The sequence below is a fragment of the Rhizobium sp. BK312 genome (assembly GCF_014193605.1).
GTDB lineage: Bacteria > Pseudomonadota > Alphaproteobacteria > Rhizobiales > Rhizobiaceae > Rhizobium.
Genome location: NZ_JACHZP010000007.1, coordinates 96,883 through 111,447 on the forward strand (window position 1 = coordinate 96,883; position 14,565 = coordinate 111,447).

Here is a 14,565-nt window from a genome sequence, read left to right on the forward strand (position 1 = left end):
GCTCGCGATCCGGAGGGCCGCGAGCTCATTTCTGCAAAGCGAATTGTTGGATCAGCCTGCAGCTTCCAGCTTATCCTGCGTCTTCGTCTCGAAGTCGCTGGCATCGTGGCGCTCACGCAGCTGCTCGGATGGATCGCCCGACATGCGGTTGACCATGCGGCCGCGCTTGACGGCAGGACGCGAGTAGATTTGCTCGGCCCAGCGCTGCACGTTCTTGTATTCCTGCACCTGCAGGAACTCGGCCGCGCCGTATTGCCACCCCTTGGCCAAACCGCCGTACCACGGCCAGATGGCGATATCGGCGATCGTATAGTCGCTGCCGGCGATATATTCGCTTTCGGCCAGGCGACGATCGAGAACATCGAGCTGACGCTTCACCTCCATGGCAAAGCGATCGATCGCATATTCGATCTTCGTCGGCGCATAGGCGTAGAAATGACCGAAACCGCCGCCGAGATAGGGCGCGCTGCCCATCTGCCAGAACAGCCAGGAGATGCATTCGGCCCGAGCCGGCTGCTCGGTCGGCAGGAAGGCGCCGAATTTTTCGGCGAGATACATCAAAATCGAGGCCGATTCGAAAACGCGAACCGGCTTCGGGCCACTGCGGTCGAGCAAAGCCGGGATCTTCGAATTCGGATTGATGTCAACGAAACCGCTGCCGAATTGATCGCCCTCACCGATTTTGATCAGCCAGGCATCATATTCCGCACCGCTGTGACCAAGCGCCAGCAGCTCTTCGAGCATAATCGTGACCTTCACGCCGTTGGGCGTTCCAAGCGAATAGAGCTGAAGGGGATGGCGTCCTACCGGCAGTTCCTTCTCGTGAGTCGGGCCGGCAATCGGGCGATTGATATTGGCGAACTGGCCGCCATTGGCCTTGTTCCAGGTCCAGATTTTCGGCGGGGTATATTCGGCAGGGCCGGTCATGGGCATCCTCCTTTTTCGGGAATCGAATTTGGGCGATCTTCGATGTAGCGCGCTACATAGATCGCACATAGAGGCCGCTCTTCATTTTTGCGAGAGGAGAATGCGCACTCTTTAACGCGGAAGCGCTCTTGCCGCCTGGGTTAGGGCGCGGACTCTTCGATCGCGTTAGGCCATTGGCAAATGCCTGGAGGTTCATGAAACGAAAAAGCCTGCCGCGGGAGGAGGAGCGGCAGGCTTTTTACAAGAACCGAACAGCGGATGGGAGGAGGAGTTCCGCTATTCCTGCAGCCGTCCCTGGGAGGAGGATAAGGACGTCTGCCAAGCGAAGGGATGCGGGAGGAGATGCATCGCTTCGATGAAGACGAACATACCAGTCTTTTGCTCAGTTCATAGGCATTTCTTTGCAAGGCAGTTATGCGCTATGCGAAAATCGGGCAGCTGGGTCGATCGTAATCTTCAGCCAGGGCGGTGAAGAATGAGCGGGATGCCTATAAAGCAAAAGCGCCTGCTCGGGGGAACAGGCGCTGGTATAATGCAGCTTTTATAAGGAGCCGTCGCGTATAAGGAGCCGTCGCGGCCGTTAGCGAGCGATCGCTGCACGGGCAACATTGCGGATCTCGCCGCGATCGATACCCAGGTCGTGCAGTTCGCGCGTGGACATACGGCCCAGTTCGGCGACCGTCTGACGATACTTGCGCCAGTTGTTGAAAGAGCGTGCTACGTTCATGATGATCCCCTTTCCTTGGGCTTTCGAAGCTGAGCAGCCGTGCTTGGCGCTCCCGTCGCTTCGATAAGAACTATATAGTCGAACCCATTGGCTTTTTGCAGAGCTAAGGAATCACCGCACCTATGCGTCTACTGCATGCGTCGCCCGAAAAGCAGGCGATCTTCATTCGTCGGTCGCGCCTACCTTGACGATTCGCTGATGACAGCGCCGCCTTTGTCTGCGAAAAGAAAAGAGATGAGAGACAGGGGCGTCCGCTATCCGGCGGGCTGAGAAGCACCCTTCGAACCTGAACCAGATCATGCTGGCGGAGGAAGTCGCTCGGGACCTCGCGAAGCTGAAGCACGTCGTCCCTACGCGTCTCGCCGCCTGAAAGGGGCGATATGCAAGACCAAATCACACCAGGCAATCTACTTCGCACCATGCGGGCGAACCCTCCCCTGGTGCAATGCATCACCAATTTCGTCGCCATGAATATCGCGGCCAATGTGATGCTTGCCGCCGGCGCATCGCCGGCAATGGTACATGCCGAAGAGGAGGCCGGTGAGTTTGCCGCTATCTCCGGCGCACTGACGATCAATATCGGTACGCTTTCCGCGGGTTGGCTTAGGGGCATGCTGAAGGCCGCACAGTCGGCAAACAATGCCGGCAAGCCCTGGGTCCTCGATCCCGTCGCCCATTATGCGACCGCGTTTCGTCGCGATGCCATCACGCGCTTGCTGGAACTAAAGCCGACAATCATTCGCGGCAACGCATCCGAGATCATCGCGCTTGCCGGCGGGACGAGCCGCGGCCAAGGCGTCGATAGCCGCGATGCCGTCGAGCAGGCGGAAGATTCCGCCCTTCAACTCGCGGAAAAGCACAGCTGCGTAGTGGCAGTCACAGGCGTTACGGATTTCGTGACGGATGGGCAGAAGGCGAAGCGCATTGCAGGCGGTTCGCCATTGATGCCGCAAGTAACCGCACTTGGATGCTCGCTAACCTGCCTCGTCGGTGCGTTTGCGGCGGTAGCTCCGGATGATCCGTTCCATGCGACCATAACGGCGCTTACGGTCTTTGCCGTTGCCGGCCAACAGGCAGGAGCGGCTGCAGAGGGGCCAGGCTCCTTCTCCTGGCGCTTCCTCGATGCCCTTGCCGCCCTAACCCCGGAAACACTGGATCACGACGCAAGGATATCGGCAGCATGAACACAGACTTCGATCTCTCGCTCTATCTCGTCCTCGATCCGCTGCTATGCCGTGATCTCGGTATGGTGGAGACAACGCGGGCGGCGGTGGCGGGCGGCGCCACCATGATCCAGCTTCGCGACAAGGAGGCTTCGATCCCCGCCATGATCGAAACCGGCCGTGCCCTCAAGCAAATCCTGCACGGAACGAATGTCCGGCTGATCGTCAACGACAATGTCGAGGCTGCCATCGCCATCGGCGCCGATGGCCTTCACATCGGCCAGGAAGATATGAATGCCGCCGACGCCCGCCGCCTGATCGGCCCGGACATGATCCTCGGCCTCTCGGTGGAAACGGAGGCTCTCGCCTCCTCCATAGATGCCGGAATCATCGACTATGCCGGGATCGGTCCGGTCTTTGCCACATCCACCAAGCCCGACCACAAGCAACCGATCGGCTTTGACGGGCTTGCCCGCATCGTCAGGCTTTGCCCGGTTCCTTCAGTGGCAATCGGCGGCCTGAAGGCTGTTCATACCGCCGATGTCCTTTCGTGCGGCGCAGATGGCCTCGCGGTCGTCTCGGCCATATGCGGACAACCGGACCCGCAAGCGGCGACAATCATCATCGCGAAAGCCATCAAGGAGGCTCGCCAATGATCCGCAACGTTCTATCTATCGCCGGCTCCGATCCCTCCGGCGGTGCTGGCATTCAAGCCGACCTGAAGGCTTTCTCCGCCCGCGGCGTTTATGGAATGGCGGCTCTGACCGCCTTAACCGCGCAAAACACTCAGGGCGTCTCCGGCGTCCATCCCGTGCCCCCTCATTTCGTGGCAGACCAGATCAATGCGATCTTTGCCGACATCCGTGTGGATGCCGTGAAGATCGGCATGATCGCTAATGCCGCCATCGCCAGTGCCGTCGCGGACATTCTGGCGCGACATCGCGATGTACCCGTCGTCCTCGACCCGGTCATGATCGCCAAGGGTGGCGCAGCCCTGCTGGCTGCCGATGCCGTTGACGTGCTGACCACGCGGCTGCTGCCGCTTGCGACCGTCATTACCCCGAACCTACCCGAGGCGGCTGCGCTGTTGCATGACGCCGAGGCGACGAACCGCGAAGACATGGCGCGCCAGGCGCGTGCGCTGGCAGCGCTCGGGCCTTCAGCAGTCCTCGTCAAGGGTGGTCATCTGGAGGGTGACGAAAGCCCGGATGTGCTCGCAAGCGGCGGTCATGTGGCCTGGTTCGAAGCTCAGCGGTTGCCGACCAAGAATACGCATGGAACGGGCTGCACGCTCTCCAGCGCTATCGCGGCAGAGATCGCCAAGGGCCTGCCGCTCCCCGAAGCTATCGCCGTCGGCAAGGCCTATCTCGCCGCCGCGGTTGCTGCCGCAGGCCAGCTTTCCGTCGGAAGCGGCCATGGGCCTGTTCAGCATTTCCATGCACTGTGGGCCACAAATAAGGAGTAGCGAGCCTGTTACTCAAGGGTCGCCGTTTCTGGTGCCGGCCGCGGCCTCGATCGGGCATAAGACAAAAAGCGCCGTCCTGATGGGCGGCGCCTCCTCTTCATTGGCGATCGAATGGTACGGGCGGCTCAGGCCCAGCCCATGGTCAACACGCCAAAAAGGATGACGGCGCCAAGACCGATACGGTAGATGACGAAAGGCCAGGTCGAAAAGCGTTCGAGAAAGCGCATCAGCCCCCAGATGGTGATGAAGGACGATATGCTGCCGACAATCAGGCCAACGAGCAGTACCGACCAGGCTTCCATCGGAAGATGCGCCTTGTGAAGCTCATAAAGCTCCTTCAAGCCGGCAAGAGCGATGGCCGGTAAGCCGAGCAGGAAGGAGAACCGTGCCGCCTCCTCTCTTTTTAAGCCGAGGAACAGTGCGCCGGTTAGGGTCGACCCCGAGCGCGAGACACCGGGGATAAGAGCACCGACCTGCGTGATGCCGACAAAAAGGGCATCCATCAGCGTCATCTGTCCGATATCCTTCCTATGGCGGCTGTAAAGCTCAGCGACCGCCAAGAGCAAGCCCATGACCACGCAGGCGATGCCGATGACCCAGAGGCTGCGGAAAGACGTGCCGCAAGCGTTCAGGGAGGATGACAGCAGCAGGCCGGCGATCACGATCGGTATGGTGGCAATCACGATGGCGATCGCAAGCCGGATGGAAGGAGAGTTCCAGTCCCTTTGCCTGATCGCATCGAGCGATCCAAAGGTGACGTAGCGGACGTCGCTCCAGAAATAGGAGACGATCGCTGCAAGTGCTGCAAGCTGCATCGTAGCCGAGAAGGCAGAACCAGGGTCCTGCCAGCCCAGCAAGGCGGGCACCACGCGCATATGGGCAGTGGACGAGACCGGCAGTAGCTCGGTCAATCCCTGCACGATGCCCAGAATTGCGATCTTGGCATAGCCCAGGGCAACAAAGCCCGTATCCACGCCTTGCGTACAAACATCAGCCACGTTTTGATATCCTCAGTTGTTCAGGGGGCTTTGCACCGAGTGGTGCGACGAACTAGCTGTGAAACTGGTTCCCAATTTGAAATCGACAACACCTGGCGAAGGTGTCGCCAATTTCACATCGGGGCAAGCTGAGGATATAGCCGCGCAGGCTGAACTCTATCTGAAATTGCCGGCTCGAATTTTGGAGTTTGGCGTATTTCTAGCCGTCATCCTCCGGCAACGCCTGCATGTAGCGGATCATGGTGTAGAAGCCGGCGAGGAGGACCAACGCGCCTGCCGCATGATGCAGATTGTGCAGCATCGTATGGTGATGCCTGAGCAGAAGGCAGCTTAAATTATAAAGGGTTATGGCCACCGCCGTCATGAGAGCGGCCAGGAATAGCGCCATGTTTCGCTGAAAGAAATCAATCATCACGCACACCTCTTTTGAGTGCCAACAGATTCCATAAGGATTGGGGAGGAATTACGACAAAGGCACAGAGCCGTGGCACCGTGGCGGGCGAATGCCGACGGGTTCATTTCGTATAGAGCGCACGCGATCTTTCCAGATGCTTGAGCATCGCCTGCTCGGCGCCATCTGCATCGTTTTCAGCCAGGCGCGCGAGGATTTCCTCATGTTCGACCAGCGTGAACTTTTCCTTGCCGGTCCAGATCAGCATGTCGGTATGATAGGCTTTCAGCCATGCGAGCATCGCTTCGCTGACGGCAGCAAAGATTGGATTGCCGGAAATCTGGGCGATGCGCGTATGGAACTGCATATCAGCAGAAATGAAGTCCTCGGCATGACCGAGAGATGCGCGCTGCCGGTCGATGATTTCACTGAGATCGGCAACATCTTTCTTGCTCGCGCGCTGTGCGGCCTCGCGTGCCATGCCGCGCTCGAAGAAGATGCGGGCGCTCTTCAGCTGCTCAAGGGAATCAGGTGATTGCGACAACATGATCTTTGCGGTCAGGTCGACCTGCCGAAAGATCGACTTCGCTGTGAGCTGAAGCACCTTGGCACGTTCGCCATGGGAAATGTTGACCAGCCCCATATTGGCAAGGGCCTGCATGGCCTCCCGGATCGCCGGACGTCCGACACCGAAGCGCTCCATGAGGACACGCTCGGACGGCATCTCATCACCCGGCTTGAGCTCTCCCGACGTGATCAACCGTTCCAGCCGATCGAATACTTCATCGGATAGCTTTCGGCGTACAATTTGTTCGACTGGCTCGCCCATGGAATCCCGCTTTCCCAAAGCTTTTACCCCTTATGCATTTTTGGCCGCCATGGCGGAAGCCCCACCCTACCGACAACCGGGCAAAAAATAGTTTGCAGAAGTTGGAATACTCATTATACCAGATCACCAGTTTGTGCCACGCGGAAAATCGTCGGCGAGAGGAGCATTCACCCACTCATGACTATTACCATCACCTACCGCATCGAAACGCCAGGCAGCGTCGAGGCGATGGCTCGCAAGATCGCCAGCGATCAGTCGACAGGCACCTTCGTCGCTGTGCCGGGCGAGACGGAAGAACTCAAGGCGCGTGTGGCCGCGCGTGTCGTCGCGATCCACCCTCTTGCTGACGCGGAGCGTGCGACTTGGCCGGAGGTGGCCGAGGGCTATGACCCGATCCATCGGGCCGATGTCGACATCGCCTTCCCGCTGGATGCGATCGGCACCGATCTTGCGGCGCTGATGACAATCGCGATCGGCGGCGTCTTCTCCATCAAGGGCATGACCGGCATCCGCATTGTCGATCTGAAGCTGCCCGAGGCCTTTCGCGACGCGCATCCCGGCCCGCAATTCGGCGTTGCTGGCAGCATGCGCCTGACCGGCGTCAGCGGTCGCCCGATCATCGGCACGATCGTCAAGCCGGCGCTCGGCCTTCGGCCGAAGGAAACGGCCGCCCTTGTCGGCGAGCTGATCGGCTCCGGTGTCGATTTCATCAAGGACGATGAGAAGCTGATGAGCCCGGCCTATTCGCCGCTCAAAGAGCGCGTCGAGGCCATCATGCCCCTGATCCTCGATCACGAACAGAAGACCGGCAAGAAGGTCATGTATGCCTTCGGCATCTCGCATGCCGACCCCGACGAGATGATGCGCAACCACGATCTGGTGCTGAAGGCCGGCGGCAATTGCGCCGTCGTCAACATCAATTCCATCGGCTTCGGCGGCATGAGCTTCCTGCGCAAGCGTTCCGGACTGGTGCTGCATGCGCATCGCAATGGCTGGGATATCCTGACCCGTCATCCCGGCGCCGGGATGGATTTCAAGGTGTATCAGCAATTCTGGCGCCTGCTCGGGGTCGACCAGTTCCAGATCAACGGCATCAGGGTCAAATATTGGGAACCAGATGACAGCTTCGTCGAATCCTTCAAGGCGATCCGCACACCGCTTTTCGATCCATCCGACTGTCCGCTTCCCGTTGCCGGTTCCGGTCAATGGGGCGGCCAGGCGCCCGAAACCTACCAGCGCACCGGCCGGACGACCGACCTTCTCTATCTCTGCGGCGGCGGCATCGTCAGCCACCCCTTCGGACCCGCTGCCGGCGTTCGTGCAATCCAGCAGGCCTGGCAAGCGGCGGTTTCGGACATACCGCTTGCCGACTATGCCAAGGACCATCCGGAGCTTGCCGCCTCGATCGCAAAATTCAGTGACGGCAAGGACGCCTAACAGCAATGTCCAGTCTTCCAGCAATGTCCAATCTTCTTCTCAGCTATTACGGCGATGATTTCACTGGCTCCACCGACGTCATGGAGGCGCTTGCCTCGAACGGCGTGCCGACGGCTCTCTTTCTCGGCGTTCCGAGCAAAACCATGCTGGAGCGGTTCAAGGATTGCCGCGCCATTGGCATTGCCGGCACCAGCCGCAGCGAAACACCGCAGTGGATGCATGAACATCTGACGCCCGCATTCGAATGGCTGAAGAGCCTCAATGCCGCGATATGCCATTACAAGGTCTGCTCGACCTTCGATTCCAGCCCCAGGATCGGCAACATCGGCAAGGCGATCGAGATCGGCAAGGCACTCTTTGAGCAATCCGTCGTCCCGGTCATGGTCGGTGCGCCGCAGCTCAAGCGCTATACCGCTTTCGGCCACCTTTTCGCGGCCTATCAGGGCCAGGTCTTCCGCATCGACCGGCACCCGGTCATGAGCCGGCATCCCGTCACCCCGATGGATGAGGCCGATCTGGCCGTGCATCTGAGCAGGCAGACGTCCCTTCCCGTCAGCCTCGCCGATCTCGTCGCACTCCGGGCAACCGATGCCGACGCACGGATCGATGCGCTGACGGGAGGCAATGAGGGTATCCTGCTGCTTGACGTCGACAGTGCGGAAACCCAGGCCGCCGCCGGTCACCAGCTATGGCGTCTCGCAAGCAAGGGCAACGCCTTCATCGCAGGTTCATCCGGTGTCGAATATGCCCTTCTCGATGCCTGGCGCAACGAAGGATTGATCGGAGAGAAGCCGGATTTCGCTCCTCCGGGTAGGGTCGATCGCCTGGCGGTCGTCTCCGGCAGCGTATCGCCTACGACCGAACGTCAAATCCGCCGGGCTGCGGCCGGCGGATTTGACGGCATCGATCTCGATCCATTGGCGCTTGTCGGAGAAAATGCCGAGCAGGCGCTGGAGACAGCGGTCGCCGCGGGCGTGGCCAGCCTCAAGGTCGGACGCAGCGTCATCCTTCACACAGCACTCGGCCCATCGGCGGATCGCGGCGGCGATATAGACCGTATTCCCGGCGCCCGCCATCGCCTGGGGCAGGCTCTCGGCACGATCCTGCGACGGTTGATCGAACAGGAAAATCTCGGCCGCGCCGTCATCGCCGGCGGCGACACGTCGAGCCACGCGCTCAAGGAATTGCGTGTCGAAGCGCTGACAACGCTTCTTCCATTGCCGCAAACCCCCGGCTCGCCGCTTTGCACGGCCCACGGCAGCTACGCGCCCACCAATGGTCTGCAGATCGCGCTGAAGGGCGGCCAGGTCGGCACCGATGATTATTTCACACAGATCCGCGACGGCAGGGGATCGTAGCGGCGTCATTCTTCAGCATTCATTGGCATACTCATTGACTCATTATACCACTTGCGATACCACATTCTGGAAGTGAACGAGGTACTAACATGACTGCAATTGCTCTTTTCGGCGCCGGAGGCAAAATGGGCTACCGGCTCGCCAAGAACCTGAAAGGCTCGCGCTTCGATGTGCGCCACGTCGAAGTCAGCGATGCCGGCAAGGCGCGCCTGAAGAATGATCTTTCTGTCGATTGCGTCCCGGTCGATGCCGCGCTGGATGGCGCGGACGTCGTGATCCTTGCAGTACCGGATACCGCTATCGGCAAGGTTGCCGCCGGCATCGTCGACGAGCTGAAGCCCGGCACGATGGTCGTCGCACTCGACGCCGCCGCCCCCTTCGCCGGCCATCTGCCGCACCGTGAAGATCTTACCTACTTCGTTACTCACCCCTGCCATCCGCCGATCTTCAACGACGAGACCGACATGCAGGCCAAGAAGGATCATTTCGGCGGTCTTTTTGCCAAGCAGCATATCGTTTCGGCACTGATGCAGGGTCCGGAAAGTGCCTATGCTCTCGGCGAGGAAATCGCCAAGGTCATCTGGGCGCCCGTCATGCGCTCGCACCGCGTCACCGTCGAGCAGATGGCAATGCTGGAGCCGGGTCTTTCAGAAACGGTCTGCGCCTCGCTGCTCGTCGTCATGCGTCAGGCCATGGATGAGTGCGTCGCCCGCGGCGTCCCGGCGGAAGCCGCCCGCGACTTCCTGCTCGGCCACATGAACGTGCTCGGCGCCGTCATCTTCAAGGAAGTCGATGGCGTGTTCTCCGATGCCTGCAACAAGGCGATCGAATTCGGCATCCCTGCCCTCATGCGCGACGACTGGAAGAAGGTCTTCGAGCCACAGGAGATCGCAGAAAGCATCCGTCGCATCACCTGATCGACGTCCCCGGGAGGGCGTCGCCCTCCCTTTGCCGCCCTGCCGGGAACAGGGCCTGTTTCATAACTGGGAGGAGACCATGAAACTGAGACGCAGACTGACACTTGCAGCCTTCACCGGCGCACTGGCGCTGGGCACGGCAATGCCGGCCTTCGCGGCTGACCTGATCGCCATCATCACGCCGGCCTTCGACAATCCTTTCTTCAAGGCGGAGGCCGTCGGCGCCGAGGCCAAGGCAAAGGAACTGGGCTACGAGACGCTCGTCATGACGCATGACGACGATGCCAACAAGCAATCGGAAGTCATCGACACCGCCATCGGACGTGGCGCCAAAGCCATCATCCTCGACAATGCCGGCGCGGATGCGACGGTCGCTGCCCTGAAGAAGGCCAAGGATGCGGGCATCCCTTCCTTCCTCATCGACCGCGAAATCAACGTCACCGGCATCGCCGTCGCCCAGATCGTTTCCAACAACTATCAGGGCGCACAGCTCGGCGCGCAGGAGTTTGTCAAACTGATGGGCGAGAAGGGCAATTATGCCGAACTCGTCGGCCGCGAAGCCGATACTAATGCCGGCATCCGTTCGCAAGGCTATCACGACGTCATCGACGACTATCCGGACCTGAAGCTGGTCGCCAAGCAATCGGCGAACTGGAGCCAGACTGAGGCCTATGCCAAGATGGAGACTATTCTTCAGGCAAATCCCGACATCAAGGGCGTGATCTCGGGCAACGACACCATGGCGATGGGTGCGATTGCCGCCCTGCAGGCCGCCGGTCGCAAGGACGTGATCGTCGTCGGCTTCGATGGTTCCAACGACGTGCGCGACTCGATCAAGGCGGGCGGCATCAAGGCGACGGTCATGCAGCCGGCCTACGCCCAGGCCCAGAAGGCGGTCGAACAGGCCGACGCCTATATCAAGAACAAGACGGCGCCTAAGGATGAGAAGCAATTGATGGATTGCGTCCTCATCAATGCCGACAACGCCGACAAGCTCGAGACTTTCGCACTGAAAAACTGATGGCGGGCCAGATACGTTGGAGGGCGTGGGAAAACCGCGCTCTCCGGAGCTTTTCTGCAAGATCGAGGTGCATTGCATGTTGAGGATCAGAGGCGCGCTCGTGGCCTTTGTATTGGCCGCGGCATTGCCCGGCTGCAAGATTATCAAGACACCAACGCCCGAGGAGAAGGCAGCGGCGGCGGCCAGGAGCGCCTTCGATCCAGCGGCAAAGGTCGAGGCGATTTGGCAATCGAAAGTGGTGCCCGGCGTCGAAAAGCGCGCGAGTGACCTCAAGACTGTGTTGCAGGCGGTAGCAACTAATCCCGATGATGCCGGCGCGAAATACGGAAATCCACGCAAGCAGAGCTCCTCGCCCTGGACCTATGCCGTCAAGCTGAGCGGTAAGATCGTGGCTGCCGATACAGCCTCCCGCGCGGGCACTCTCGACGTCGACGTGGATGGCGACGGCAAGGTGGATGCGAAGGTGCAGATCGGCCCGGCGGTCCGCGGCACGGCGCTGCGCGACGCGCTGGATTTCCTGGACTTCAACGAATTCAGGAACCAGATCGAGTGGGCCCAATTCGGCAAAGCCTTCAATGAAAAGGCAAACTCGTCCTTTCTGGCGGCACTACCCCGGGACGGGCTGATTGGAAAGACGATCACGGTGACCGGCGCGTTTCCGCTGCCTCCATCCGGCCAGCTTCCCTTAATCACCCCTTCGGCCCTGACATTGGGGCAATGACCATGAGCGAAACCCCAAGCAACGATATCATCCTGCGCCTGGAGGACGTTTCCAAGGTCTATTCCGGCATCGTTGCCGTCAAGCACGCCAACCTCGAGCTGCACCGCGGCGCGGTCAACGTGCTCGTCGGCGAAAACGGTGCCGGCAAGTCTACCTTGATGAAGATCATCGCCGGGGTCGAACGGCCAACCTCCGGCCGCATCCAGCTCGAGGGCGAGGAAGTCTCCTTCAGCAGCCCCGCCGACGCGCAGGCGCGCGGAATCGGCATGATCTTCCAGGAGCTCAATCTCTTTGCCAATATGACGGTGGCCGAAAACATCTTTGCGACGCGCGAAATCACCCGCGGCATCTTCGGCATCGATCACAAGGCACAGATCGCAAGGGCCAACGAGTTTCTGGATCGGCTCGATGCCGGCATAAGCGCCGAAACCATGGTGGAGGACCTGCCGATTGGGCAGCAGCAGCTTGTCGAGATCGCCAAGGCCATCTCACTTGATGCCCGCATCCTCATCATGGACGAGCCGACATCGGCGCTGTCTGCTGCGGAAGTCGACATTCTGTTCAAGGTGATTGCGGAACTGAAGGCTCAGGGTGTTGCGATCGTCTATATCTCGCACCGGCTGGAAGAGCTGATGCGTATCGGCGACTATATCACCGTACTGCGGGATGGGCAGATCACCGGCCAGGCCAGGGTTTGTAATATCGACACGAAATGGATCGTCCGGTCGATGATCGGATCGGATGCCAAGGATTTCGCAAGGGACGGAGGCCATGCCATCGGTAAGGAAGCCTTCCGCGCCGAGGAGATCAGCCTGCCGAGACGTACGGGCGGCCTTGCCGTCGATCATGTCTCGCTGTCGGTGCGCGCCGGCGAAATTCTCGGCATCTATGGCCTCATGGGTGCCGGGCGCAGCGAATTCTTCGAATGCGTGATGGGCCGGCATATGCATTCGACCGGGCGGATCTACATCGATGGCGTGGAGGTTCGCGCCCGCGACACCACCCGGCGCATCCGGCATGGCCTCGCCTTGATTCCAGAGGACCGTCAGCGCGAAGGATTGGTGCAGGTGCTGTCGATCGCCAGCAATTTGACGCTTGCGAGCCTCGGCCGCTTCGCCCGGCTGTTTTTCCATATCGATCCAGGTGCCGAAAAGAACGCCATTCGCGACATGATCCGTGATCTTTCCATTAAGGCGCCCAATCCGGACTTCGAGGTTACCTCCATGTCCGGCGGCAACCAGCAGAAGGTCGTCATCGGCAAGGCGCTGATGACCGATCCGAAGGTGCTTTTGATGGACGAGCCGAGCCGCGGCATCGATGTCGGCGCCAAGGCGGACGTTTTTCGCACCATGCGCAGGCTCGCCGGCAAGGGCCTGGCAATCTTGTTTTCAACATCGGACCTTGAAGAGGTCATGGCACTTTCGGACCGCATCGCAGTGCTCAGCAACGGCAAGCTCGTCACCGTTCTCGACCGAAGCGAAGCGACGGAAGAGGCCATCATCGCGGCATCCGCCAAGGGACACGGACATACAGGGAAACTCGCGTCATGACCGCAGATACGTCCTCCGCCTTTGCGACCAATCGCTCGAACGGCTCCGTTCTCCTGACGCTGATGAAGCTCAGGACCTTCATCGCGCTGTTCGCCGTCGTCATCTTCTTTGCGATCTTTGCACCGAACTTCACCTCGACCGCCAACATCATCCTGATGTCGAAGCATGTCGCGCTCAACGCCTTTCTCGCCATGGGGATGACCTTTGTGATCGTCACCGGCGGGATCGATCTATCGGTCGGTTCGATCGTCGGCCTTTGCGGCATGGTGGCCGGTGCCCTCATCCTGAACGGCGTCGAACTGCCGATCGGATATACGGTCTACTTCAACATCTACGAGATCATCCTCATCACACTGGCCGTCGGCCTGGGGATTGGACTCATCAACGGCCTGCTGATCACCAAGCTCAACGTCGCCCCCTTCATCGCCACGCTCGGAACGCTCTATATCGCCCGCGGCCTCGCACTCCTGTCTTCTGACGGTCAGACCTTCCCGAACCTGGTCGGGCGGCCGGAATATGACACGACGGGCTTCGACGTCTTCGGCGCCGGCCGTATGCTCGGTCTTCCGGTTTCCATCTGGATCCTGATCGTGTTGGCGCTGCTCGCCGCTTACGTCGCCCGCTCGACGCCGATTGGCCGGCACATCTTCGCTGTCGGCGGAAACGAGCGCGCCGCACGCATGTCCGGCATCCGTGTCGATGTGGTCAAGATCTTCGTCTATATGTTCTCAGGCCTCTGCGCCGCCATCGTCGGTATCGTCATATCGTCGGAGCTGATGGCGGCGCATCCGGCAACCGGCGAGAGCTTCGAGCTGAACGCCATTGCAGCAGCCGTGCTTGGCGGCACCTCCATGTCCGGCGGGCGCGGCACTATCGGCGGAACGATCATCGGCGCCTTCGTCATCGGCATTCTTTCGGACGGGCTCGTGATGATGGGCGTATCATCCTTCTGGCAGATGGTGATCAAGGGATGTGTCATTATCATCGCTGTGGTCGTGGATCAGGCGCAGCGGCGTCTCCAGCAGCGCGTAACTCTCATGCAAATGGCAAAGGCAGGCTGA

Annotated in this window: 15 protein-coding genes and 1 riboswitch; of the genes, 10 read left to right on the plus strand and 5 right to left on the minus strand. The window is 60.3% G+C overall.

Annotated features, from left to right (window positions below; genetic code table 11):
- Positions 1-51: 51 nt before the first annotated feature.
- Both yghU and FHT85_RS20310 read right to left on the minus strand, forming a co-directional pair.
- Positions 52-927, minus strand: a complete 876-nt coding sequence (yghU, locus tag FHT85_RS20305; protein WP_112411360.1) for a glutathione-dependent disulfide-bond oxidoreductase — start codon at positions 925-927, stop codon at positions 52-54.
- A gap of 580 nt (positions 928-1,507) precedes the next feature.
- Positions 1,508-1,654, minus strand: coding sequence for a DUF1127 domain-containing protein (locus FHT85_RS20310; protein ID WP_015342994.1), 147 nt, complete (start codon positions 1,652-1,654; stop codon positions 1,508-1,510).
- Between the two features lie 233 nt (positions 1,655-1,887).
- Positions 1,888-1,984: riboswitch (TPP riboswitch) on the plus strand.
- 50 nt (positions 1,985-2,034) lie between these two features.
- Here FHT85_RS20310 and thiM point away from each other — a divergent pair.
- The 3 genes from thiM to thiD are packed head-to-tail and all read left to right on the plus strand — an operon-like array spanning position 2,035 to position 4,282.
- Positions 2,035-2,838, plus strand: coding sequence for a hydroxyethylthiazole kinase (gene thiM, locus FHT85_RS20315; protein ID WP_112411359.1), 804 nt, complete (start codon positions 2,035-2,037; stop codon positions 2,836-2,838).
- The gene (gene thiE / locus FHT85_RS20320; protein ID WP_183774268.1) at positions 2,835-3,473 is read left to right on the plus strand and encodes a thiamine phosphate synthase; all 639 of its coding nucleotides are present in this window, start codon (positions 2,835-2,837) and stop codon (positions 3,471-3,473) included. The genes thiM and thiE overlap by 4 nt, the downstream gene beginning before the upstream one ends.
- A complete protein-coding gene (gene thiD, locus FHT85_RS20325; protein WP_112411357.1) occupies positions 3,470-4,282 on the plus strand; it encodes a bifunctional hydroxymethylpyrimidine kinase/phosphomethylpyrimidine kinase in 813 nt (270 codons plus the stop codon). The genes thiE and thiD overlap by 4 nt, the downstream gene beginning before the upstream one ends.
- A gap of 125 nt (positions 4,283-4,407) precedes the next feature.
- Here thiD and FHT85_RS20330 read toward each other — a convergent pair whose 3' ends face one another.
- The 3 genes from FHT85_RS20330 to FHT85_RS20340 all read right to left on the minus strand — a co-directional run bounded on the left by FHT85_RS20330 (position 4,408) and on the right by FHT85_RS20340 (position 6,500).
- The gene (locus FHT85_RS20330) at positions 4,408-5,280 is read right to left on the minus strand and encodes an undecaprenyl-diphosphate phosphatase (protein WP_112411356.1); all 873 of its coding nucleotides are present in this window, start codon (positions 5,278-5,280) and stop codon (positions 4,408-4,410) included.
- Between the two features lie 199 nt (positions 5,281-5,479).
- Positions 5,480-5,692 carry a hypothetical protein gene (locus tag FHT85_RS20335; protein WP_112337180.1) on the minus strand — a complete coding sequence of 71 codons (213 nt, stop codon included), beginning with the start codon at positions 5,690-5,692 and terminating at the stop codon, positions 5,480-5,482.
- A 103-nt stretch (positions 5,693-5,795) separates the two neighbouring features.
- The gene (locus FHT85_RS20340) at positions 5,796-6,500 is read right to left on the minus strand and encodes a transcriptional regulator NanR (protein ID WP_015342988.1); all 705 of its coding nucleotides are present in this window, start codon (positions 6,498-6,500) and stop codon (positions 5,796-5,798) included.
- A 177-nt stretch (positions 6,501-6,677) separates the two neighbouring features.
- Here FHT85_RS20340 and oiaX point away from each other — a divergent pair, with 177 nt between their 5' ends.
- The 7 genes from oiaX (at position 6,678) to FHT85_RS20375 (ending at position 14,565) form a co-directional block, all read left to right on the plus strand.
- Entirely contained in the window at positions 6,678-7,937 is a 1,260-nt protein-coding gene (gene oiaX, locus FHT85_RS20345) for a 3-oxo-isoapionate-4-phosphate decarboxylase OiaX (RefSeq protein WP_112411355.1), read from the plus strand.
- A gap of 23 nt (positions 7,938-7,960) precedes the next feature.
- On the plus strand, positions 7,961-9,295 hold the full coding sequence (locus tag FHT85_RS20350; RefSeq protein ID WP_112411354.1) for a four-carbon acid sugar kinase family protein: 1,335 nt from the start codon (positions 7,961-7,963) through the stop codon (positions 9,293-9,295).
- 89 nt (positions 9,296-9,384) lie between these two features.
- The gene (locus tag FHT85_RS20355) at positions 9,385-10,212 is read left to right on the plus strand and encodes a phosphogluconate dehydrogenase C-terminal domain-containing protein (RefSeq protein ID WP_112398559.1); all 828 of its coding nucleotides are present in this window, start codon (positions 9,385-9,387) and stop codon (positions 10,210-10,212) included.
- 79 nt (positions 10,213-10,291) lie between these two features.
- Entirely contained in the window at positions 10,292-11,233 is a 942-nt protein-coding gene (locus FHT85_RS20360) for a D-ribose ABC transporter substrate-binding protein (RefSeq protein WP_112337184.1), read from the plus strand.
- A 76-nt stretch (positions 11,234-11,309) separates the two neighbouring features.
- Entirely contained in the window at positions 11,310-11,954 is a 645-nt protein-coding gene (locus tag FHT85_RS20365) for a DUF2291 family protein (protein ID WP_112337377.1), read from the plus strand.
- On the plus strand, positions 11,951-13,504 hold the full coding sequence (locus FHT85_RS20370) for a sugar ABC transporter ATP-binding protein (RefSeq protein WP_112398558.1): 1,554 nt from the start codon (positions 11,951-11,953) through the stop codon (positions 13,502-13,504). The genes FHT85_RS20365 and FHT85_RS20370 overlap by 4 nt, the downstream gene beginning before the upstream one ends.
- Positions 13,501-14,565 carry an ABC transporter permease gene (locus tag FHT85_RS20375; protein ID WP_112337186.1) on the plus strand — a complete coding sequence of 355 codons (1,065 nt, stop codon included), beginning with the start codon at positions 13,501-13,503 and terminating at the stop codon, positions 14,563-14,565. Before FHT85_RS20370 ends, FHT85_RS20375 begins: the two co-directional genes overlap by 4 nt.

Excerpts from the sequence above, each read along its gene's own strand:
- yghU (WP_112411360.1), bottom strand. The coding sequence starts at position 927 with ATGACCGGCCCTGCCGAATATACCCCGCCGAAAATCTGGACCTGGAAC.
- FHT85_RS20310 (WP_015342994.1), bottom strand. The coding sequence starts at position 1,654 with ATGAACGTAGCACGCTCTTTCAACAACTGGCGCAAGTATCGTCAGACG.
- thiM (WP_112411359.1), top strand. The coding sequence starts at position 2,035 with ATGCAAGACCAAATCACACCAGGCAATCTACTTCGCACCATGCGGGCG.
- thiE (WP_183774268.1), top strand. The coding sequence starts at position 2,835 with ATGAACACAGACTTCGATCTCTCGCTCTATCTCGTCCTCGATCCGCTG.
- thiD (WP_112411357.1), top strand. The coding sequence starts at position 3,470 with ATGATCCGCAACGTTCTATCTATCGCCGGCTCCGATCCCTCCGGCGGT.
- FHT85_RS20335 (WP_112337180.1), bottom strand. The coding sequence starts at position 5,692 with ATGATTGATTTCTTTCAGCGAAACATGGCGCTATTCCTGGCCGCTCTC.
- FHT85_RS20340 (WP_015342988.1), bottom strand. The coding sequence starts at position 6,500 with ATGGGCGAGCCAGTCGAACAAATTGTACGCCGAAAGCTATCCGATGAA.
- oiaX (WP_112411355.1), top strand. The coding sequence starts at position 6,678 with ATGACTATTACCATCACCTACCGCATCGAAACGCCAGGCAGCGTCGAG.
- FHT85_RS20350 (WP_112411354.1), top strand. The coding sequence starts at position 7,961 with ATGTCCAATCTTCTTCTCAGCTATTACGGCGATGATTTCACTGGCTCC.
- FHT85_RS20355 (WP_112398559.1), top strand. The coding sequence starts at position 9,385 with ATGACTGCAATTGCTCTTTTCGGCGCCGGAGGCAAAATGGGCTACCGG.
- FHT85_RS20360 (WP_112337184.1), top strand. The coding sequence starts at position 10,292 with ATGAAACTGAGACGCAGACTGACACTTGCAGCCTTCACCGGCGCACTG.
- FHT85_RS20365 (WP_112337377.1), top strand. The coding sequence starts at position 11,310 with ATGTTGAGGATCAGAGGCGCGCTCGTGGCCTTTGTATTGGCCGCGGCA.
- FHT85_RS20370 (WP_112398558.1), top strand. The coding sequence starts at position 11,951 with ATGACCATGAGCGAAACCCCAAGCAACGATATCATCCTGCGCCTGGAG.
- FHT85_RS20375 (WP_112337186.1), top strand. The coding sequence starts at position 13,501 with ATGACCGCAGATACGTCCTCCGCCTTTGCGACCAATCGCTCGAACGGC.